Source organism: Mycobacterium sp. EPa45, from assembly GCF_001021385.1.
Lineage (GTDB): Bacteria > Actinomycetota > Actinomycetes > Mycobacteriales > Mycobacteriaceae > Mycobacterium.
Genome location: NZ_CP011773.1, coordinates 1,658,617 through 1,678,204, shown reverse-complemented (window position 1 = coordinate 1,678,204; position 19,588 = coordinate 1,658,617). Strand labels below are relative to the sequence as shown.

Sequence of the window (19,588 nt, the reverse complement as noted above, 5' to 3'; positions counted from 1 at the left end):
TGTTGCAGCGGGTACCTATGACGTCGTGGGCCAACCCCCGAAGCATCGCCATGCCATCGTCATCGGGGCCAGCATCGCAGGGCTTTGTGCTGCCCGGGTGCTGTCCGACCATTACGACCGAGTGACCGTCTACGACCGCGACACCCTGCCGGCCGAACCGGCCCACCGCGCCGCGGTACCTCAGGACCGCCACGTGCACATCCTGATGGCGCGGGGAGCCAACGAGTTCGAGACGTTGTTCCCCGGCCTGCTCGACGACATGGTCGCCGCCGGGGTGGCCAAGCTGGAGAACCGGCCCGACTGCATCCACTTCGGCGCCGCGGGGCACGTGCTGGGCACCGGGCACACCCTGCAACGCGAGTTCACCGCTTACGTGCCCAGCCGCAAGCAACTCGAGTGGCAGATCCGCCGCCGCACCGCAGCGCTGGCAGGCGTCGAGATCGTGCAGCGCGACGTGAACGCACCGCGCTTCGACGGTGAACGCCAGACCGTCACCGGCGTGGTGCTGTCCGCGACGGGCAGAAACGAGTTCGTCGCCGCCGACCTGGTCGTGGATGCCTCGGGCCGTGGCACCCGCTTGCCTGTCTGGCTCGACGAGTGGGGGTTCGCCCGTCCCCAGGAACAGACCGTCGACGTCGGAATCGGTTATTCCACACAACAATTGCGCATCCCCGAGGGCCTGATCGCCGAGAAGGTGGTCGTGGCGGGGGCGTCGCGCACTAACCAGGCCGGGCTCGGCATGTTGTTCTACGAAGATGGCACGTGGGGGTTGACCGCTTTCACGGTCAATCACATCGCGCCGCCACAGACCCTGGCGGAGATCTATCAGGTCGCCGACGAGGTGCTGCCCGCGCCGCTGGCGGCCGCCATCCGGCAGGGAGAACCGGTGGGCGACATCGCTTTCCACCGATACCCGGTCAGCCGGTGGCGCCGGTATGACAAACTGCAGCGCTTCCCGGCCGGAATCATCCCGATCGGCGACGCCGTCGCGAGTTTCAACCCGACCTATGGCCAGGGTATGACGATGACTGCGCTGCAAGCCGGGCATCTGCGGCGGCTGCTGGCCTCCGGCACCCGGCACCTGGCCTACGACCTGGCGCGCGCGACCGCGAAAACCACCTATCCGGTGTGGACGATGAATGCGATCGGCGACCTCACCTTGCACGGCACCGAGGGGCCTGCGCCCTGGTGGTACCGACCGGTGGGATCGCTGTTCGATCAGTTCCTCGGCGCCGCAGAGACCGACCGCGTACTGGCGGAATGGTTCCTGCGCCGGTTCAGCCTGCTGGACAGCTTGTACATGGTTCCGCCCGCATCGATCCTCGGCCGCACGATCCGGCACAACATGTCGTTGTGGTGGGCCCAGAAGCGGGCTAACGCGCCAGTGCCCGGTCGAGATCCGGTTCCAGGTAGATGACCGCAGCCGCGGGCACCACCGCACGGATGGCCGCCTCGGCGGCGTCGATGGTGGCCGCCACCGTGGCCAGGTCGGTGTCCGGAGCCAGCGCGATCTTGGCGCCGACGAGCATCTCCTCGGGACCGAGATACTGGGTGCGCAAGTGAATCACCCGATCGACGTTGGCGGTCTGGTCGAGCGCCGACTGGATTGCCCGGCATTCGTCAGGGGTGGCGCCCTCGCCGATCAGCAGGCTGTGCATCTCGACCATCAGGATCACCGCGATCACACCGAGCAGCAGACCGATCAGTACCGTGCCGACGCCGTCCCACATCGGGTCGTCGGTCAGGATCGTCAAGCCCACACCGGCGAGGGCGAACACCAGGCCCACGAGGGCGCCGGTGTCCTCAAGCAGGACCACCGGCAGCTCGGGATTGCGCGAGCGGCGGATGAACTGCCACCAAGAACTCTTGCCCTTCAACGGGCGTGACTCCACCATCGCGGTGCGAAAGCTGTAGGACTCCAGAGCAATTGCCACCGCCAGGATCGCGACCGCCACGAGCGGCGAGGTGAGCGGCTCGGGGTGGCTGACCTTGTGATAACCCTCGTACAGGGCGAAGATCGAGCCCAGGCTGAACAGCACCAGCGCCACCACGAAGGAGTAGAAATACCGGCTGCGGCCGTAGCCGAACTGGTGCAGACTGTCGGCTTGCTTGCGAGCCTGGCGTTGCCCGAACAGCAGCAGTCCCTGATTGGACGTATCGGCCACTGAGTGCACCGACTCGGCCAGCATCGAGGAGCTGCCGGTGATCAGGAATCCGACGAACTTCGCGACCGCGATGCCCGCGTTGGCGGCAAGCGCCGCGAGGATCGCCTTGGTGCTGCCCTCGGTCGACATTCGGTGTCCTCCCCAGGCTCAGTTACTCAAATGCCAACCGTAGCCCGAAACAGCTTGGCGGGCGCAGTCGCCTCCAGCCTGATCGGACCGTCGTCGGCGGCCACCCAGGCTGCATACCCGCGATCCAGCTTGACCACGTCCGACTTCGCACGAACGACGACTGAGCCCTCGGTGCAGACCAGGATCTGCGGACCGTCATGGCGGGACGGAGCGTCGATCTCGTGACCGAGATTGTCGCCGTCGAGCATGAGGACGCAGGTGGCGAACTCCTGTGCGGGGGTCTCGTAGACCAGTTCGATGCCCTCACGATGGGTGGGCGCGCGCAGTGTCGCCTCGTCGGCAGGCCGGAAATCCAGCACCCGCAGCAGCTCGGGCACGTCGACGTGCTTGGGGGTGAGGCCACCACGAAGCACGTTGTCGGAGTTGGCCATCACCTCCATGCCCACGCCGTGGATGTAACTGTGCAGGTTGCCTGCCGGCATGAAGATCGCCTCACCGGGTGCGAGTGTGATCCGATTGAGCAGCATGGCCGCCAACACGCCCGCATCACCGGGATAACGCTCCCCCAGCTCCAGCAACGTCTTGGCTTCGTCGGCGAATTCCGTTGCCCCGGAGCGCACATAGTCGACCGCGCCGTCGAGAACCGCGGGGATCAGCACGTCCAGATCTGGCTGCGGTGCGGTGATCCAGGTGGTGAACAGGGCGCGCAGGCCGTCGGCATCGGGCTGCCCGGTCAGCAATGCGATGAACGGGTCGAGGTCCGGCACTCCCAGTGCACGCATCAGCTCGACCGTTTGCGCGACCGGTCGAAAGCCGCCGAGTGCATCGAATTCGCTTAGTGCGACCAGTAGTTCGGGTTTGTGGTTGCGGTCGCGGTAGTTCCGGATCGGCGAGTTGAGCGGCACGCCGATGCGGTCCTCCCGCACGCAACCCTCGACGGCCTGCTCGGCGCTGGGATGAGCTTGCAGCGAGAGCGGTTCCTCGGCGGCCAGCACCTTCACCAGGAACGGCAGGACATCGCCGTAGCGACCCCGCACCGCCGGCCCCAACTGGCCGTCCGGATCCGATTGCACCGCTGCGAGCAAAGACGTCTCACCGTCGGGAGTTTCCAGAAAGGCCGGATCGCCAGGGTGGGCGCCGAGCCACAGCTCGGCTTCGGGATGTGCTGTCGGCGAGGGTCTTCCGGTGAATTCCGCGATGGCCGTCCGAGATCCCCATGCATAGGTGCGTATCGCACCACGTAGCAACTCCACTGTGACGTTATCCCCCCACCAACCTGAGGTAAACCGCCGCCATCTGTAATCGCACGGCCAGCGTGGCGAGCTGCTGTTCCGGCCGCCCGGCCGGAGCCTGAACCGACCCCGCCTCCCCGATGTCTTCGGCTCCGACCAAATCGACGCCGTCCAGACCGCTCACTCGCGCGGCGAGCACCGGACGTTCGTCGTGCAGTGTCAACGCCAGCACCCGCGGGCCCTTGGCCAGCGGGCCGTCGAGCTCGTCGTCGTGAAACAACGCGTCCGCCGGATCGCCGAACTGGTTGGCGATCCCACTACGTACTGCGACGAGGGCGTCGGCGAGCCCGGCGGCGGCCACCGCCTGCCCGGCCAGCCGCAGTAACACCGCCGCGGCGTGCCTGGCCAGCCCCAGGGTGGCCGGGTTGTCACCGGCGAGCACCACCTGCCGGCCAGACATCTTCTCGGCCAACGCTTTCGCCGGATTGGTGAATACTTCGCGACCGGCGCTGTTGCGCAACGCCTCCGCGTCGAGCTCGTCGGCCAGGCTGGCCAGATCGGTCTGCAGCGCCGGGTCGACGGCCTGCAACGTCGCGAGCCCGGCCGCCAGGTAGCGGCTCAGCCCGAATTCGTCGGGCGCCCACACCCGGGGCTCCAGTACCGCGGTACGTCCGGCGGTCGCGTCGCGAAGAGGTCCCTCGTACGGGGCCGCCACCACCACCCGGGCGCCGCGCCGGACGGCCGTCGCGGCGGCGGTCACCAGCGCCGGATCCCCGGCGTCGTCTCCGGCCACGACGAGAACGTCGAGCGGGCCTATCCAGGGCGGCGATTCCGACGCCACCACGATCGGCTCACCGGCGACCCCGCCGAGGGTGGCGGCCAGCATCGAGCCCGCACTCTCGGCCGCGCCGCGCCCGGCGACCCAGATGACGGTCCGCGGCCGGTAGTCAGACGACAGCAGCGCCAACCCACCCTCGTCGACAGCGGCTGCGGTGGCCCGAACCTGAGCGCCGGCCATCGCTGCGGCCCGCAGCAATCCGTCACGGTCGGCTTCCAACAAGCCCTCGGTGTCGTCGAGATCGACGGTGGCGTGCGCAGCGCTCATGGCGCCGCCTGACTCGGCTGGGCCGCGATGTCCTCGGAGACCCGCCGGACGATGTCGTCGATCTCCTCGACGCTGCGCGCTTCGACGTTGAGCCGCAGCAGCGGTTCGGTGTTGGAGGTGCGCAGGTTGAACCAGGCGCCGTCGCCGAGGTCGACCGTCACACCATCCAGATGGTCCAGCGAAACAGTCTGGCGACCAAAGGTTTTCAGAACCGATTCGACGCACATCGGCGCATCGGCCACCCGGAAGTTGATCTCCCCGGAGGCTTCGTAACGCTGGTAGTTCGCCATCAGTTCCGACAGCGGCCGGTCCTGTTCGCCGAGTGCGGCGAGCACGTGCAGCGCGGCCAGCATGCCGGAGTCGGCACCCCAGAAGTCGCGGAAGTAATAGTGGGCCGAATGCTCGCCACCGAAGATCGCCCCGGTCTCGGCCATCAGCGCCTTGATGTAGGAGTGGCCGACGCGCGAACGCACTGGCGTTCCGCCCCGTTCGACGACCAGCTCGGGCACCGCGCGTGAGGTGATCAGGTTATGGATGACCGTCGCGCCGATCTCCCGGGTCAGTTCGCGGCCGGCGACCAGCGCGGTGACCGCCGACGGCGAAACGGGGGCGCCACGTTCGTCGACGACGAAACAACGATCGGCGTCGCCGTCGAATGCCAGGCCTAGGTCGGCACCGGTCTCCACCACGAATTTCTGCAGGTCGACCAGATTGGCCGGCTCCAGCGGATTGGCCTCATGGTTCGGGAAGGAACCGTCGAGTTCGAAGAACAACGGCAGTACCGTCAACGACTCGATGGGCCCGAGGACCGCGGGCGTGGTGTGCCCGGCCATGCCGTTGCCGGCGTCGACGGCCACCCGCAGCGGACGCAGTTCGGCCAGGTCGACCAGCGAACGAAGAAATTGGCCGTAGTCGGCCAGCACATCCTGATCCCGCACCTGCCCACGCGGGCCGTCATAGCCGGGCACTCCGGCGATCACCTCATCGCGGACGACTGCCAGGCCGGTCTCCTCGCCGACCGGTTTGGCACCGGCGCGGCACAACTTGATGCCGTTGTAGGCGGCCGGATTATGGCTCGCCGTGAACATCGCGCCGGCGCAGCCGAGGAAGCCGGAAGCAAAGTAGAGCTGGTCGGTCGACGCCAGCCCGATACGCACGACATCGAGGCCCTGCGCGGTGACGCCCTCGGCGAACGCCGCGGCCAGTGCCGGCGAGCTCTCGCGCATGTCGTAACCGATCGCGATCCGGTCGCCGCCCTCCCCACGGATCAGGCGGGCGAACGCGGCGGCGACGTCGGAGACGAACGCGTCGTCGATCTCGCGTCCGACCAACCCGCGCAGGTCATAAGCCTTGATCACACGGCGAACCGCGTCGGCGGGCCTCGACATGACAGATCTCCTGACCGAGAGGGACTCTTGGCCGCCAGCCTATCTGTTCCGGGCTCCCGGCAAGAGCGGCTATCGCGTCAGTCGGTGGGGTCCGGCAGTACCCGCAGGTGCCCACGGCGGCGCCCGGCAGTGGCGGGTCGATGTGCGGCCGACGGCATGATCGGAGTTCCCGTCGCGGGCGCGTGCGCGGCGCCGCTGGGATCGGAGAAACCGGCGATCGGTGCCCGCACGGGCACTTCGCGACCTTCCCGCACAGCGTCGGCGAGCGCGACGAGGTCGTCCTCGTCCGGGAACTCCGGCAACGGCCCGGCGTGGCGAACCAGCTCCCAACCGCGCGGGGCGGTGATCCGGTTGGCATGACCGATGCACAGGTCCCACGAATGCGGTTCGCGGGACGTTGCCAGCGGGCCGACGACGGCAGTGGAATCGGAGTAGACGAACGTCAGCGTCGCCACCGCATAGTGGGGGCATCCAGGCCGGCAGCAGCGACGAGGAACATTCACGTCCGTGAGGTTATCGCGGTTCATTCACACGTTGGCCGGGGACACGCGCAGCCGCCGGGCGGCCGATTCCCAACCGTTACGATCACATCCGTGGCCGATTCCCGCAGCTCCCGGCGAGGTGGCCGGTCCGGTGGCAGCCCGGGATCGCGCCGGGGGCGTGAGATGCGGGGGCCGTTGCTGCCTCCGACGGTGCCGGGCTGGCGCAGTCGCGCGGAGCGATTCGACATGGCGGTGCTGGAGGCTTACGAGCCGATCGAGCGGCGCTGGCAACAACGGCTCACCGGCCTGGACGTTGCCGTCGACGAGATCCCGCGCATCGCGCCGAAGGATCCGGACAGTGTGCAGTGGCCGGCCGAGGTGGTGGCCGATGGGCCGATCGCATTGGCCCGGCTGATTCCTGCCGGGGTGGATGTCCGCGGTAACTCGACGCGCGCCCGAATAGTGCTGTTTCGCAAGCCGATCGAGCGGCGGGCCAAGGACTCGATCGATCTGACCGATCTCTTGCACGACATTCTGGTCGCGCAGGTGGCCACTTATCTCGGGGTCGAGCCGTCAGTCATCGACCCGAGCCTCGAAGACGACTAAGCGGGCCTCGAGGGCCCGCGTCGTCATGGAACTAGGTGTCTTGTCAGATGTCGTACTAGATGATGCCGCGCTTGAGGCGACGACGCTCCCGCTCGGAGAGCCCGCCCCAGATACCGAAGCGCTCATCGTTGGCCAAGGCGTACTCGAGGCACGCGTCCTTGACTTCACAGCCCAAGCAGATGCGCTTGGCCTCACGGGTGGAACCACCCTTTTCGGGGAAGAACGCTTCAGGATCGGTCTGCGCGCACAGCGCGCGCTCCTGCCACTGGTCCTCCTCGTCGATTGACTCCGGGGTCGCATCGATGATCGGGTCTGGCACCAAACTCAAGTGAGCGCGTGCCATTACCCCCATCGTCTGCGATCCGGGAATGGACTGCGGCATCCCCATCGCGCCGATGACGTGCTCATAGGACATTTCCGCCTCCTCACCTGGTTTCGTAGATCTTTTGCATGTCGCCCACTATTGAAGTGTGCCCAACTCGTTCGAACACTTGGTCGAATCGCGGTCTGAGACACCGAAACCGGCTGGTCCGACCGGGAAATGACACTGATGTGATTAGACACTTCGAAGGTGCTTCGCGCAAGCGAATGAACCGAAATTAATACCATTTTCCTTGGAAAATCCGGCGAGTCGATGCCCCGGCGTGTCTTGAGAGTGACCCGATCGTGACCGCGTGCGTCGCCGAGAGGGCCGACCGCCTAGTGTCGGTCGGTGTGAAGATCACCGTTCTGGTCGGCGGCGTCGGGGGCGCCCGCTTCCTGCTGGGAGTGCAGCGACTGCTCGGACTGGGCCAGTTCGCCCGCCAAATTTCCGGAGCCACAGGCGATCTTGATCACGTGCTGACCGCCGTGGTCAACATCGGCGACGACGCGTGGATGCACGGCGTGCGCATCTGTCCCGACCTTGACACCTGCATGTACACCTTAGGTGGAGGTATCGACCCCGAGCGTGGCTGGGGACATCGCAACGAGACGTGGCATGCCAAAGAGGAATTGGCGGCCTACGGCGTGCAACCGGATTGGTTCGGGTTGGGCGACCGGGATCTGGCCACGCATCTGGTGCGAAGCCAAATGCTGCGCGCCGGATATCCGCTGTCCCAGGTGACCGAGGCGCTGTGCCACCGCTGGACTCCCGGCGCCACCCTGCTCCCCGCGAGCGACGACCGGTGCGAAACCCATGTGGTGATCGACGATCCGGACACCGGCGACCGCAAGGCCATTCACTTCCAGGAGTGGTGGGTGCGTTATCGCGCCCAGGTGACCACTCACAGCTTCGCGTTCGTGGGCTCCGAAAACGCCACTGCCGGACCCGGTGTCGTGGACGCGATCACCGACGCCGACGTCGTGATCTTGGCGCCGTCGAACCCGGTGGTGAGCATCGGTGCAATCCTGGCGATCCCCGGCGTGCGCGCGGCGCTGCGCTCCACACCAGCCCCGGTCATCGGCTACTCCCCCATCATCGGCGGAAAGCCGTTGCGCGGCATGGCCGACGAATGCCTGTCGGTGATCGGGGTGGAAACCTCCTCACAGGCCGTCGCCCATCACTACGGCGCACGGTCGGCGACCGGGATCCTGGACTACTGGATGGTCTCCGAGGGCGACCACGCCGAAATCCCGGGAATCACCGTCAAATCGGTACCCCTGCTGATGTCCGACCCGACGGCCACCGCCGAGATGGTTCGTGCCGGGCTGGCACTCACGGGTGTGATGCCGTGACAGTCGGCTCGAGTCCAACGGCGCCGCCCGGCGGCGACCACGGTTCCGCGGCTCCCGTCGAAATCCTGCCGGTGCCCGGACTTCCGGAGTTCCGCCCCGGCGACGATCTTGCCGCCGCCCTCATCACAGCCGCCCCCTGGTTGCGCGACGGCGACATCGTCGTGGTCACCAGCAAGGTGATGTCCAAATGTGAGGGCCGCATTGTCGCCGCACCCGCAGATCCCGACGAACGGGATGCACTGCGCCGCAGACTCATCGACAGGGAGGCGGTGCGAGTGCTGGCCCGCAAGGGCCGCACGCTGATCACCGAGAACCGCAACGGCATCGTGCAGGCGGCCGCGGGCGTCGACGGTTCGAACGTCGGGTCTACCGAATTGGCCCTGCTACCGGTCGATCCCGACGGAAGCGCTGCCGCACTGCGCAGGGCACTGCACGAGCGGCTGGGTGTGACTGTCGCGGTACTCGTCACCGACACGATGGGCCGCGCCTGGCGTAACGGGCAGACCGACGCCGCAATCGGTTCGGCCGGACTGCCGGTTCTCTACGGTTACGCCGGCGCCGTCGACCGGCATGGCAACGAACTGTTGGTCACCGAGGTAGCCGTCGCCGATGAAATCGCCGCCGCCGCAGACCTTGTGAAGGGCAAACTGACCGCGGTACCGGTCGCGGTGGTCCGCGGCCTCGAGCTCGACGATGACGGCTCCACCGCCGCACGGCTGCTGCGCGGCGGTGAGGACGACCTGTTCTGGCTGGGCACCGCCGAGTCGCTGGAACTCGGCCGCCGTCAGGCCCAACTGTTGCGCCGCTCGGTGCGCCAGTTCGCGGCCGAATCGGTCGATCCCACACTCATCGAGGCGGCGGTCGCCGAGGCGCTCACCGCACCGGCTCCCCATCACACGCGACCGGTGCGGTTCGTGTGGTTGCAGGACCGGATGCGTCGCACCGCACTACTGGACCGGATGAAGGACGCCTGGCGTGCCGACCTGAGCGGTGACGGCAAGCCGGCCGATGCCGTCGAACGTCGCGTAGCCCGCGGCCAAATCCTCTATGACGCGCCCGAGGTCGTCATCCCGTTCCTGGTGCCCGAGGGCGCGCACGACTATCCCGACCCGGCTCGCACCGAGGCCGAACACACGATGTTCACCGTCGCGGTCGGCGCGGCGGTGCAGGCCCTCCTGGTCGCGCTGGCCGTGCGCGGAGTCGGCAGCTGCTGGATCGGCTCGACCATCTTCGCCGCCGAGCTTGTCCGCGAAACCCTTGACCTGCCGCCGGATTGGGAGCCGCTGGGTGCGGTCGCGATCGGCTATCCGGTCGAGCCCCCCGCGCCTCGCGACCCGCCGCCGGTCGGTGATCTGCTGGTGCGGCGGTGACGTACCTGGGTGTCCGCGAATCGGCGATCGAGTTGCTGACGGACTGGGACGTGCCCGACGCCGGCCAGGATGCGTTGCGCCAAGCCGTCTTGGCCTTCTTGCTTGCCCGCACCGACGCCTGCGAGCGGGCCTGCGTTCCAGGCCATATCACCGCTTCCGCGTTGGTGCTCAACTATGCCGGCGACCAAGTGTTGCTGACCCTGCATCCACGATTGGGGCGCTGGGTTCAGCTCGGTGGGCACTGCGAGGACTCCGACACCGACATCGTCGCCGCCGCGATGCGTGAGGCGACCGAAGAGTCCGGGATCGAGGGCCTGCGCCTCGACGCGTCGTTGGGCGCCATCCACGTTCACGCACTCACCTGCTCACTGGGAGTGCCCACGCGCCATCTGGATCTGCAGTTCATCGCCCGTGCGCCCGACGATGCGCACATCGCGATCAGTGACGAGTCACTGGACTTGCGGTGGTGGCCCGTCGACGCGCTGCCCGACGGCACCGATGCCGCAGTCGAACACCTGGTGGCCGTCGGCCGCTCGCGGAGCTAGATGTCGGACGAGTAGCGAACCCCGCAGTCCGGGATGACAACTCCCGGCCACACCCGCGCACCGCGCAGGAGTTCGCAGCGCGCGCCGATGTTCGCGCCGTCGCCGATGATGGCGTCACGCAGTAACGCACGCGGTCCGATGCGGGCTCCGGCGCCGATGATCGAACGCTCCACGACCGAACCCGCCTCGATGTGCGCCCCGTCGAAGACGACCGCGCCGTCCAACCGGACGCCAGGGCCGATCTCCGCGCCGCGACCGACCACCGTCCCGCCGACCATCACCGCGCCGGCCGACACCGAAGCACCGTCGTGCACCAGGAATTCTCCGCGCCGTCCGCCGAGCGCCGGGGACGGCGCGAGTCCACGAACCAGATCGGCCGAGCCGCGGACGAAGTCCTCCGGCGTGCCCATGTCCCGCCAGTAACTGGCGTCGACATAGCCGCAGACCTTCACCCCCTCGGCCAGCAGGGCCGGGAACACCTCGCGCTCCACCGACACCTCACGTCCGCGCGGGATCTGATCGAGGATCTCGCGCTTGAAGATGTAGGTGCCTGCGTTGATCTGATCCGACGGCGGATCTTCGGTCTTCTCCAGGAACGCTTCCACGCGACCGTCGGCGTCGGTGGGCACGCAGCCGAACGCCCGCGGATCGCTGACGCGCACCAGATGCAGGGTCAGATCTGCCTGCGACTCGTGGTGGCTGGACAACATCTGGCGCAGGTCCATGCCGGACAGCACGTCACCGTTGAACACCATCACCGTGTCGTTGCGCAGCTTCGGAATCACGTTGGCGATCCCGCCGCCGGTGCCCATCGGTTGATCCTCGACGACGTACTCGATCTGCAGGCCGAGCTTGGACCCGTCGCCGAACTCGTTCTCGAACGTCGCCGCCTTGAACGAGGTGCCGAGGATGACGTGTTCGATGCCGGCGGCCGCGATGCGGGACAGCAGATGAGTCAGAAACGGTAGCCCCGCGGTCGGCAGCATCGGTTTGGCCGCCGACACGGTCAGCGGCCGCAGGCGGGTGCCCTTTCCCCCGACCAGCACCACCGCATCGACTTTCGACGGGTCAATTTCACTCACCGGATCCCCCTACTTTTCGCCAGCTCGCGGCGGGACTTGCGTACCGCCGCGCGCGACCTGACCTTCAGCGCGCCCTTCATCGTCCATCGAAGCGGCGCACGCCACCAGCCAAAATGGCGATCGGAAAGATAAATGTAGGTGCTTTCGTGATGTGCGCGCAGGTTGCTGGCCGGGTCGCGGCCGGTCGAATGCCCCTTGGCGTGCAGTATCTCCGCGGACGGCACGTAGACGTTGAGCCACCCGGCCCGGCCCAGCCGCTCGCCGAGGTCGACGTCTTCCATATACATGAAGTACCGCTCGTCGAAGCCACCGACCTGATCGAATGCCGCGCGCCGGATGAGCAGGCACGATCCCGACAGCCAGCCCACCGGCCGCTCCGTCGGCTCCAGGTATTCCTGTCGGTAGGCCTTCGTCCACGGGTTGGTCTTCCAGACGAAGCCCACCACCGCATGCATGCCGCCGCGCACCAGGCTGGGCAGGTGACGTGCCGACGGGTAGACCGAGCCGTCGGGGTCGCGGATCAGCGGCCCCAGGGCCGCGGCGCGGGGCCAGCGGTCGGCGGCCGCCAGCAGTTCGTCGATGCTGTTCGGACCCCACACCACGTCGGGGTTGGCGACGATCACGAACTCGTCGTCGACGGGAACGGTCGCCACACCGCGGTTGGCGGCGCTGCCGTAACCGAGGTTGCCGCCCGTACGCACGAGGCGGGTGCCGGGATAGCGCTCCACCGCCTCCTCCGGTGTTCCGTCGGTGGAGCCGTTATCGGCCAACACCACCGTGACCGGCCGGTCGGTGGCCACCGTCAACGACGACAGGAACCGATCCAGATGTGAACCCGGGGAGTACGTCACCGTCACCACGGTCAGGGGTCGGCTCGACGTCACGGCGTAGAGGGTAACTGTCGGTCGGTAATGGGTTGGGCCAGCGCCTCGGCCAAAGCCTCACGCCACGGCCGCGGCGGCTTGAGCCCGGCCCGCACCGACATCGCCATCGACAGCGCCGAATAGGCCGGACGCGGCGCCGGCCGGCCGGCCTGCGCGGTGCTCACCGGCCGAACCCGCCTCGGGTCGGCGCCGAGCTCCTCGAACACTGCCTGCGCCAGCTGGAAGCGGGTGCAGGCGCCTTCATTGGCGACATGCAGGATCGGCTCCCGTATGCGGCCCTCGCCGATCTCGAACACCGCGTCGGCCAGGTCTTTGACGTAGGTCGGTGAACCGACCTGGTCGTCGACCGCATCGGTGGTGCGATCGGTGCCGGCCAGCCGACGCAGGCCCGACACGAAATCGTTGCCGCCGTCGCCGGTGTAAACCCACGAGGTCCGCACGACGTGTGCGTCGGGCATGGCGGCCAGCACGGCGATTTCACCGGCGAGCTTGGTGCGTCCATAGACGCCCACCGGCCCGGTCGCGTCACCGACGTCATACGGGCGGCGTTGCTCACCACCGAAGACGTAGTCGGTAGAAATGTGCACCAACGACGCGCCGACCCGGGCACAGGCGTGTGCGACGTTCTCCGCGCCGGTGGCGTTGACGGCGTAGGCGGTATCGGGGTCGGCCTCGGCGACGTCGACTCCTGCGATCGCCGCGCAGTTGACCACCAGATCCGATTCCGCGACGAACCGCTGGGCCGCGCCGGGATCGGTGATGTCGCATTGCGCATGCGTCAAAGCGCTGACGTCGAGGCCCCGCCTGGCCGCCTCACCTGCAAGAAAACGTCCCACCTGGCCGCTGGCACCGGTAATCACGATCTTCCCCAACACGATTACGAGTCTGGCACGCCGGTTTGGGCTACCAGGGATGCGCCCGTCTCGCCAGTAGCCTGGGCTGATGCCTGCTGACACCGAAGCACGGACGGGCGCCCAGCGGGTGGTCCGAACCGTGCTCGCGTTGATTGCTGTGACCGTGATGGTCAGCACCGGTGTCGCCTGGGGCAAGATCCGGTCCTTCGAGGACGGCATCTTCCACATGAGCACGGCCGCGCTCGGCGGCGGCGGCCAGGACGGCGCGATCGACATCCTGCTGGTCGGGATGGACAGCCGCACCGATGCGCACGGCAACCCGCTGTCCGAAGATGAACTCGCTGCCCTGCATGCCGGTGATGATGTGTCGACGAACACCGACACGATCATCTTGGTCCGCATCCCCAACAACGGGAAGTCGGCGACGGCGATCTCGATCCCCCGGGACTCCTACGTCAAGGCGCCCGGGCTGGACAAGACGAAAATCAACGGCGTCTACGGCCAGGTGAAGCTGCAGAAGATGAAGCAACTCGTCGAGCAGCAGGGCATGGATCCGGCCGAGGCCGAACCCAAGGCGGTCGAGGCCGGCCGTGAGGCACTGATCAAGACCGTCGCCGACCTGACCGGCGTGACGGTCGACCACTATGCCGAGATCGGACTGCTCGGTTTCTCGCTGATCACCGACGCGCTCGGTGGTGTCAATGTGTGCCTCAAAGACGCTGTCTACGAACCACTTTCCGGTGCCGACTTCCCGGCCGGCTGGCAGAAGCTCAATGGCCCGCAGGCCTTGAGTTTCGTCCGGCAGCGCCATGACCTCCCCCGCGGCGACCTGGACCGGGTGGTGCGCCAACAGGTGGTGATGGCTTCCCTGGCGCATCAGGTGATTTCGGGTAAGACACTGACCAGCCCGTCGACCTTGAACAGGCTGCAGGACGCCATCCAGCGTTCCGTGGTCCTCTCGTCGGGCTGGGACATCATGGATTTCATCAAGCAGCTGGAGAACCTCGCAGGCGGCAACGTGGCGTTCGCGACGATCCCTGTTCTCGACGAGGCCGGCTGGAGTGACGACGGCATGCAGTCGGTGGTTCGGGTCGACCCCAGCCAGGTGCAGGAGTGGGTGGACAGCCTGCTGCACGATCAGGCCGAGGGCAAGACCGAGCAGATCGCCTACTCCCCCGAGCAGACCAAGGCCGACGTGGTCAACGACACTGACATCAACGGGCTTGCCGGCGCTGTGTCAGAAGTGCTGAGCGCCAAGGGCTTCGGGGCAGGCAACATAGGCAACAACGACAAAGACCACGTTGTCCGCAGCCAGGTGCAGGCCGCAAAGGCGGACGACCTCGGCGCGCAGGCCGTCGCCAAGGAACTCGGCGGATTGCCGGTGGTGGCCGACGCATCGATACCCGCCGGGAGCGTGCGCGTGGTGCTGGCCAGTGACTACACCGGCCCGGGTTCAGGCCTGGAAGGGTCGCTGCCGACATCGGCGAAAGTCGACCAGGCCGCCGGTCAGGCCGGCGACGGGACGGCTCCCCCGCCGTCGCCGATCATCACCGCGGGGTCCGACGACCCCAAGTGCGTCAACTGATGACCAATCTGACTGCGGCGGTGCTAGATCCGCTGCTGAAGGCCGACCCCATGGGTCCGCGGATCACGTACTACGACGACGCGACCGGCGAGCGTATCGAGCTGTCGACAGTGACACTGGCCAATTGGGCGGCCAAGACCGCCAACCTGCTACGCGACGAGCTCGGCGCCGGGCCGGGCACTCGGGTCGCGGTGCTCTTGCCTGCGCACTGGCAGACGGCGGCAGTTCTGCTGGGCGCGTGGTGGATCGGCGCCGAAGTCGTGTTGTCGGGGGCGGCGGATCTGGCGTTGTGCACATCGGAGCGACTGGACGAGGCCGACGAGGCGGTGGCCGGCGGTGAGGTCGCCGTCCTGTCGCTCGATCCGTTCGGGAAGCCGGCACCCGATCTGCCGATCGGCGTCACCGATTACGCGACCGCGGTGCGAGTGCACGGTGACCAGTACAGCGCCGAGTTGCGACCGGGTGCGGCGCTGGAGGGCCGCTCGGTCGATGACGTGCTTGCCGCCGCTGCGAACTGCGCTGCCGCATCGGGCCTGGCGGCCGGCGACCGGGTGATGTCGTCATTGCCGTGGTCCACCGCGGACGACGCCGTCGCCAACCTGCTCGCGGTTTTCGTCGCGGGCGCCTCACTGGTTCAGGTGGTCAATCCCGATCCCGCGGCGCTGGAGCGGCGGCGGGTGACCGAAAAGGTGTCCCGCGACCTGTGAGCAGGGGCCACTAGGCTCGCTGGGGTGAACCGTGCCCCCTTGAACGTCGCGTCGCTGGCCGAACTTCCGTTGCAACGCATCGACGTCGTCGAGACGACCGGGTCGACAAACGCCGACCTGCTGGCCCGCCACGGGGCGGGCGAGGACATCCGCGGCGCCGTGCTGCTCGCCGAACACCAGAGCGCCGGCCGCGGCCGCAATGGCCGCAGCTGGTCGGCGCCGGCACGCTCCCAGATCGCCCTGTCGATCGGCGTCGGCGCCGACGCCGTCCCGCCGGAGGGCTGGGGGTGGCTGCCGCTGCTCACCGGCGTCGCGCTGGTCGACGCCGTCAAGGCCACGACCGGAATCGAGGCGGGCGTGAAGTGGCCCAACGACGTGCTCGTGGGCACCGGCAAGCTCGCCGGCATCCTGGCCGAAGTGGCCGCGCCCGATCCGGTCATCGTGGTCGGCCTGGGGCTCAACGTCACCCTCACCGCCGAGGAGGCTCCGGACCCGAGGGCCACCTCACTGCAAATGCTCGGCGCCTCACAGCTGGACCGCGACGTCGTGACCGCAGCGATCCTGCGTGAATTGACCGCCCGCATCCAAAAGTGGCAGGACGCAGCGGGACCCGACCCGACGCTCATCGAAGACTACCGACGACGAAGCGCCACCCTCGGCAACCGGGTACGGGCGCTGATGCCCGGAGGGCACGAAATCACCGGTACCGCAGTCGATGTCGACGACCTCGGCCGGCTTCGCATCGACACCGGCGCCGAGGTCGTGACGGTGTCGGCAGGCGACATCACCCACCTGCGCCCCGCCGACTAGATCAGCGCAGCAACGCTCGCGACATCACAACCCGCTGAATCTGGTTGGTGCCCTCATAGATCTGAGTGATCTTGGCGTCACGCATCATTCGCTCCACCGGGAAGTCCACGGTGTAACCGGCACCGCCGAACAGCTGCACGGCATCGGTGGTCACTTCCATGGCGACATCGGAGGCGAAGCACTTCGAGGCCGCCGAGATGAACCCGAGGTTGGGCTCACCGCGTTCGGCGCGGGCTGCCGCGGAGTACACCATCAACCGGGCCGCCTCGACCTTCATCGCCATGTCGGCGAGCATGAATTGCACACCCTGGAATTCCGAGATCGAGGTGCCGAACTGCTTGCGGTCCTTGGTGTATGCGATTGCCGCGTCCAGCGCGCCCTGTGCGATACCGACAGCCTGTGCGCCGATGGTCGGGCGGGTGTGGTCGAGGGTGGCCAGCGCGGTCTTGAAACCGGTACCGGGCTCACCGATCATCCGGTCACCGGGAATGCGGCAGTTCTCGAAGTACAACTCGGTGGTCGGCGAACCCTTGATGCCGAGCTTGCGCTCCTTGGGGCCGATCGTGAAACCCTCGTCGTCGAGGTGGACCATGAACGACGAGATGCCGTTCGCACCCTTGTCCGGATCGGTCACGGCCATCACGGTGTACCAGGATGACTTGCCGCCGTTGGTGATCCAGGCTTTCGCGCCATTGAGGATCCAGTCGTCGCCGTCGGCCTTGGCGCGGGTCTTCATCGACGCCGCATCGCTGCCGGCCTCGCGTTCGCTCAGCCCGTAGGAGGCCATCGCGCCCTCGGCGATCTGCGGCAGCACCTGCTTCTTCAGTTCGTCCGACCCCCGCAGGATCAAGCCCATCGTGCCGAGCTTGTTCACGGCGGGAATCAGCGACGCCGACGCGTCGACCCGCGCAACCTCCTCGATGACGATGCACGCCGCCACCGAGTCCGCGCCCTGCCCGCCGTACTCCTCCGGCACGTGGACGGCGTTGAACCCCGAAGCGTTCAGCGCGTCCAGGGCCTCGGAGGGAAAGCGCGAGTTCTCGTCGACGTCCGCGGCGTGGGGAGCGATCTCTTTCTCCGCCAGTGCGCGGATCGCTGCCCGCAGCTCGTCGTGCTCCTCGGGCAACTTGAATACGTCGAAATCCGGGTTTCCAGCCATCACAGCCTCCTTGCTACTCACCGGTAACTTTACCCGGATCGTCACTCACCGAGTAATCGCTCGCGCAACGCGCGGTCCTTGGCCAGCACCTGGGCTTCCAGATCATCCTGAAAGCTCTGCATCCGCTTGCGGAGCGCCACGTCCGAGGCGCCCAGGATTCGCACGGCCAGCAGCCCGGCGTTGCGGGCACCGCCGATCGACACGGTGGCCACCGGCACTCCCGCCGGCATCTGCACGATCGACAGCAGCGAATCCAACCCGTCGAGCTTGGCCAGCGGCACCGGCACCCCGATCACCGGCAACGGCGTGGCCGAAGCCACCATCCCGGGCAGGTGAGCCGCCCCGCCCGCGCCGGCGATGATCACCCGAATGTCGCGCCCAGCCGCGTCTCGCGCGTACTCCAGCATCCGAGCAGGCGTGCGGTGCGCCGACACCACGCCGACCTCGAACGGCACCTCGAACTCGGCCAGCGCCTCGGCGGCCGCTTCCATGACGGGCCAGTCGCTGTCGGAGCCCATGATCAGTCCGACCCGAGGAGCGTTAGGCATGCCCGTCCCATCCGTCAGTCCACTGCGCGTGCGATAACCAGTGTGCCGCCCGTTCGGCGCGTTCACGTACCCGATCCACGTCACAATCCACCGCGCCGACGATGTTGACGTGCCCCACCTTGCGGCCCGGCCGTTCGGCCTTGCCGTACAGGTGCACCTTCGCCTCCGGAATGCGGCCGAACAGGTGGTGCAGCCGCTCGTCGACGGTCATGGCGGGTGCCTCGGCGGCGCCCAGCACGTTGGCCATCACGGTCACCGGCGCGATCGGCCGGGTGTCACCCAGCGGATAGTCCAGGACCGCGCGGACGTGCTGTTCGAACTGGCTGGTCACCGCGCCGTCCATGGTCCAGTGCCCGGAGTTGTGCGGCCGCATCGCCAGTTCGTTGACCAGCAGCGCGCCCTCGGTGGTTTCGAACAGCTCGACCGCCAACACCCCGACCACGCCGAGCTCGCCGGCCAGTCGCAGCCCCAACTGCTCGGCTTCGGCGGCCCGGTCCTCCGACAGCCCGGTCGCGGGTGCGACGACGGTGACGCAGATGCCGTCGCGCTGCACCGTCTCCACGATCGGCCACGCCGCGCCCTGTCCGAACGGTGAGCGAGCCACCAGCGCCGACAATTCGCGCCGCATCGCCACGCGTTCCTCGAGCAGCACCGGCACGTCGTCGGCGAGGTACCCGGCGACCACATCTCGAGCGTGGGCAAGATCACGGGCGAGCACGACGCCGCGGCCGTCGTACCCGCCGCGCACGGTCTTGATCACCACCGGACCGCCGACCGCAGTCGAGAATGCGTCGACGTCGTCGACGGTCGACACCGCCGTGTACCGAGGGATGGGCGCGCCGAGGTTCTCCAGCTTGCGTCGCATCACCAGCTTGTCCTGTGCGTGCACCAAGGCTTCGGGAGGTGGTGCGACCGTGACCCCCTCGGCGACCAGAGTGTCGAGCAGCTCGGTCGGCACATGCTCGTGGTCGAAGGTCAACACGGCTGCTCCCGCGGCCGCGCGTCGCAGCGCATCGAGGTCGGTGTGTGCGCCGATGACGACATCGGGAGTCACCGCAGCGGCCGGGTCGTCGGGGCTGACGGCCAGCACCCGCAGGCTCTGGCCGAGGGCGATCGCGGCCTGGTGGGTCATTCGGGCCAGTTGCCCGCCGCCGACCATGGCGACGATAGGAGGTCTGGGTCTGTTCGACACGGCCATCATGGTGTCAGACCTGCGGGAGT

General features: G+C 67.8%; 20 protein-coding genes. 8 read left to right on the top strand and 12 right to left on the bottom strand.

Going from position 1 to position 19,588, the window contains the following annotated elements:
• Window positions 1-25 precede the first annotated feature (25 nt).
• On the top strand, window positions 26-1,417 hold the full coding sequence (locus AB431_RS07900; RefSeq protein ID WP_047329471.1) for an NAD(P)/FAD-dependent oxidoreductase: 1,392 nt from the start codon (window positions 26-28) through the stop codon (window positions 1,415-1,417).
• Here the strand turns inward: AB431_RS07900 and AB431_RS07895 are convergent.
• The 5 genes from AB431_RS07895 to AB431_RS07875 all read right to left on the bottom strand — a co-directional run bounded on the left by AB431_RS07895 (window position 1,374) and on the right by AB431_RS07875 (window position 6,522).
• Complete coding sequence (locus AB431_RS07895; protein ID WP_047329470.1) at window positions 1,374-2,294, bottom strand: cation diffusion facilitator family transporter; 921 nt, start codon at window positions 2,292-2,294, stop codon at window positions 1,374-1,376. The two genes, AB431_RS07900 and AB431_RS07895, sit on opposite strands and share 44 nt — an antisense overlap.
• Window positions 2,295-2,320: 26 nt before the next feature.
• Entirely contained in the window at window positions 2,321-3,547 is a 1,227-nt protein-coding gene (gene manA, locus AB431_RS07890) for a mannose-6-phosphate isomerase, class I (protein WP_047329469.1), read from the bottom strand.
• Window positions 3,548-3,554: 7 nt separating this feature from the next.
• Entirely contained in the window at window positions 3,555-4,631 is a 1,077-nt protein-coding gene (locus AB431_RS07885) for a hypothetical protein (RefSeq protein WP_047329468.1), read from the bottom strand.
• Window positions 4,628-6,019 (bottom strand): phosphomannomutase/phosphoglucomutase, encoded by a 1,392-nt coding sequence (locus AB431_RS07880; protein ID WP_047329467.1) that lies wholly within the window; start codon window positions 6,017-6,019, stop codon window positions 4,628-4,630. The genes AB431_RS07885 and AB431_RS07880 overlap by 4 nt, the downstream gene beginning before the upstream one ends.
• A gap of 77 nt (window positions 6,020-6,096) precedes the next feature.
• On the bottom strand, window positions 6,097-6,522 hold the full coding sequence (locus AB431_RS07875; protein ID WP_144418217.1) for a DUF3499 domain-containing protein: 426 nt from the start codon (window positions 6,520-6,522) through the stop codon (window positions 6,097-6,099).
• Window positions 6,523-6,684: 162 nt separating this feature from the next.
• On the opposite strand from AB431_RS07875, the gene AB431_RS07870 reads away from it, so the two are divergent.
• On the top strand, window positions 6,685-7,107 hold the full coding sequence (locus AB431_RS07870) for a metallopeptidase family protein (RefSeq protein WP_047329465.1): 423 nt from the start codon (window positions 6,685-6,687) through the stop codon (window positions 7,105-7,107).
• A gap of 55 nt (window positions 7,108-7,162) precedes the next feature.
• Here AB431_RS07870 and AB431_RS07865 read toward each other — a convergent pair whose 3' ends face one another.
• Complete coding sequence (locus tag AB431_RS07865) at window positions 7,163-7,522, bottom strand: WhiB family transcriptional regulator (RefSeq protein ID WP_047329464.1); 360 nt, start codon at window positions 7,520-7,522, stop codon at window positions 7,163-7,165.
• 299 nt (window positions 7,523-7,821) lie between these two features.
• Here AB431_RS07865 and cofD point away from each other — a divergent pair, with 299 nt between their 5' ends.
• From cofD to AB431_RS07850, 3 genes are read left to right on the top strand one after another with little or no spacing between them, the layout of a single operon-like run.
• Entirely contained in the window at window positions 7,822-8,823 is a 1,002-nt protein-coding gene (cofD, locus tag AB431_RS07860; RefSeq protein ID WP_047333194.1) for a 2-phospho-L-lactate transferase, read from the top strand.
• A complete protein-coding gene (locus tag AB431_RS07855; RefSeq protein WP_047329463.1) occupies window positions 8,820-10,193 on the top strand; it encodes a coenzyme F420-0:L-glutamate ligase in 1,374 nt (457 codons plus the stop codon). The genes cofD and AB431_RS07855 overlap by 4 nt, the downstream gene beginning before the upstream one ends.
• Before the next feature lie 5 nt (window positions 10,194-10,198).
• Window positions 10,199-10,738, top strand: a complete 540-nt coding sequence (locus AB431_RS07850; protein ID WP_047333193.1) for an NUDIX hydrolase — start codon at window positions 10,199-10,201, stop codon at window positions 10,736-10,738.
• Here the strand turns inward: AB431_RS07850 and AB431_RS07845 are convergent.
• Genes AB431_RS07845 through rfbD form a run of 3 tightly spaced genes read right to left on the bottom strand, consistent with a single transcriptional unit; the run spans window position 10,735 to window position 13,579 of the window.
• Window positions 10,735-11,811, bottom strand: coding sequence for a sugar phosphate nucleotidyltransferase (locus AB431_RS07845; protein ID WP_047333192.1), 1,077 nt, complete (start codon window positions 11,809-11,811; stop codon window positions 10,735-10,737). The genes AB431_RS07850 and AB431_RS07845 overlap by 4 nt on opposite strands.
• 5 nt (window positions 11,812-11,816) lie before the next feature.
• Window positions 11,817-12,704, bottom strand: a complete 888-nt coding sequence (locus AB431_RS07840) for a glycosyltransferase family 2 protein (protein ID WP_235435851.1) — start codon at window positions 12,702-12,704, stop codon at window positions 11,817-11,819.
• Window positions 12,701-13,579 carry a dTDP-4-dehydrorhamnose reductase gene (gene rfbD, locus AB431_RS07835; protein ID WP_047329462.1) on the bottom strand — a complete coding sequence of 293 codons (879 nt, stop codon included), beginning with the start codon at window positions 13,577-13,579 and terminating at the stop codon, window positions 12,701-12,703. Before rfbD ends, AB431_RS07840 begins: the two co-directional genes overlap by 4 nt.
• Before the next feature lie 67 nt (window positions 13,580-13,646).
• Here rfbD and AB431_RS07830 point away from each other — a divergent pair, with 67 nt between their 5' ends.
• From AB431_RS07830 to AB431_RS07820, 3 genes are read left to right on the top strand one after another with little or no spacing between them, the layout of a single operon-like run.
• A complete protein-coding gene (locus AB431_RS07830; protein ID WP_047329461.1) occupies window positions 13,647-15,143 on the top strand; it encodes an LCP family protein in 1,497 nt (498 codons plus the stop codon).
• Window positions 15,143-15,850, top strand: a complete 708-nt coding sequence (locus AB431_RS07825) for a TIGR03089 family protein (protein WP_047329460.1) — start codon at window positions 15,143-15,145, stop codon at window positions 15,848-15,850. Before AB431_RS07830 ends, AB431_RS07825 begins: the two co-directional genes overlap by 1 nt.
• A 24-nt stretch (window positions 15,851-15,874) precedes the next feature.
• The gene (locus AB431_RS07820) at window positions 15,875-16,660 is read left to right on the top strand and encodes a biotin--[acetyl-CoA-carboxylase] ligase (RefSeq protein WP_047329459.1); all 786 of its coding nucleotides are present in this window, start codon (window positions 15,875-15,877) and stop codon (window positions 16,658-16,660) included.
• 1 nt (window position 16,661) lies between these two features.
• On the opposite strand, the gene AB431_RS07815 is transcribed toward AB431_RS07820, so the two are convergent.
• Genes AB431_RS07815 through AB431_RS07805 form a run of 3 tightly spaced genes read right to left on the bottom strand, consistent with a single transcriptional unit; the run spans window position 16,662 to window position 19,568 of the window.
• Window positions 16,662-17,819, bottom strand: a complete 1,158-nt coding sequence (locus AB431_RS07815; protein WP_047329458.1) for an acyl-CoA dehydrogenase — start codon at window positions 17,817-17,819, stop codon at window positions 16,662-16,664.
• Between the two features lie 41 nt (window positions 17,820-17,860).
• On the bottom strand, window positions 17,861-18,367 hold the full coding sequence (gene purE / locus AB431_RS07810; protein ID WP_047329457.1) for a 5-(carboxyamino)imidazole ribonucleotide mutase: 507 nt from the start codon (window positions 18,365-18,367) through the stop codon (window positions 17,861-17,863).
• On the bottom strand, window positions 18,360-19,568 hold the full coding sequence (locus AB431_RS07805; protein ID WP_082135591.1) for a 5-(carboxyamino)imidazole ribonucleotide synthase: 1,209 nt from the start codon (window positions 19,566-19,568) through the stop codon (window positions 18,360-18,362). Before AB431_RS07805 ends, purE begins: the two co-directional genes overlap by 8 nt.
• Window positions 19,569-19,588: the final 20 nt, after the last annotated feature.

Excerpts from the sequence above, each read along its gene's own strand:
- AB431_RS07895 (WP_047329470.1), bottom strand. The coding sequence starts at position 2,294 with ATGTCGACCGAGGGCAGCACCAAGGCGATCCTCGCGGCGCTTGCCGCC.
- AB431_RS07885 (WP_047329468.1), bottom strand. The coding sequence starts at position 4,631 with ATGAGCGCTGCGCACGCCACCGTCGATCTCGACGACACCGAGGGCTTG.
- AB431_RS07880 (WP_047329467.1), bottom strand. The coding sequence starts at position 6,019 with ATGTCGAGGCCCGCCGACGCGGTTCGCCGTGTGATCAAGGCTTATGAC.
- AB431_RS07870 (WP_047329465.1), top strand. The coding sequence starts at position 6,685 with ATGCGGGGGCCGTTGCTGCCTCCGACGGTGCCGGGCTGGCGCAGTCGC.
- AB431_RS07865 (WP_047329464.1), bottom strand. The coding sequence starts at position 7,522 with ATGTCCTATGAGCACGTCATCGGCGCGATGGGGATGCCGCAGTCCATT.
- AB431_RS07830 (WP_047329461.1), top strand. The coding sequence starts at position 13,647 with ATGCCTGCTGACACCGAAGCACGGACGGGCGCCCAGCGGGTGGTCCGA.
- AB431_RS07825 (WP_047329460.1), top strand. The coding sequence starts at position 15,143 with ATGACCAATCTGACTGCGGCGGTGCTAGATCCGCTGCTGAAGGCCGAC.
- AB431_RS07815 (WP_047329458.1), bottom strand. The coding sequence starts at position 17,819 with ATGGCTGGAAACCCGGATTTCGACGTATTCAAGTTGCCCGAGGAGCAC.
- purE (WP_047329457.1), bottom strand. The coding sequence starts at position 18,367 with ATGCCTAACGCTCCTCGGGTCGGACTGATCATGGGCTCCGACAGCGAC.
- AB431_RS07805 (WP_082135591.1), bottom strand. The coding sequence starts at position 19,568 with ATGATGGCCGTGTCGAACAGACCCAGACCTCCTATCGTCGCCATGGTC.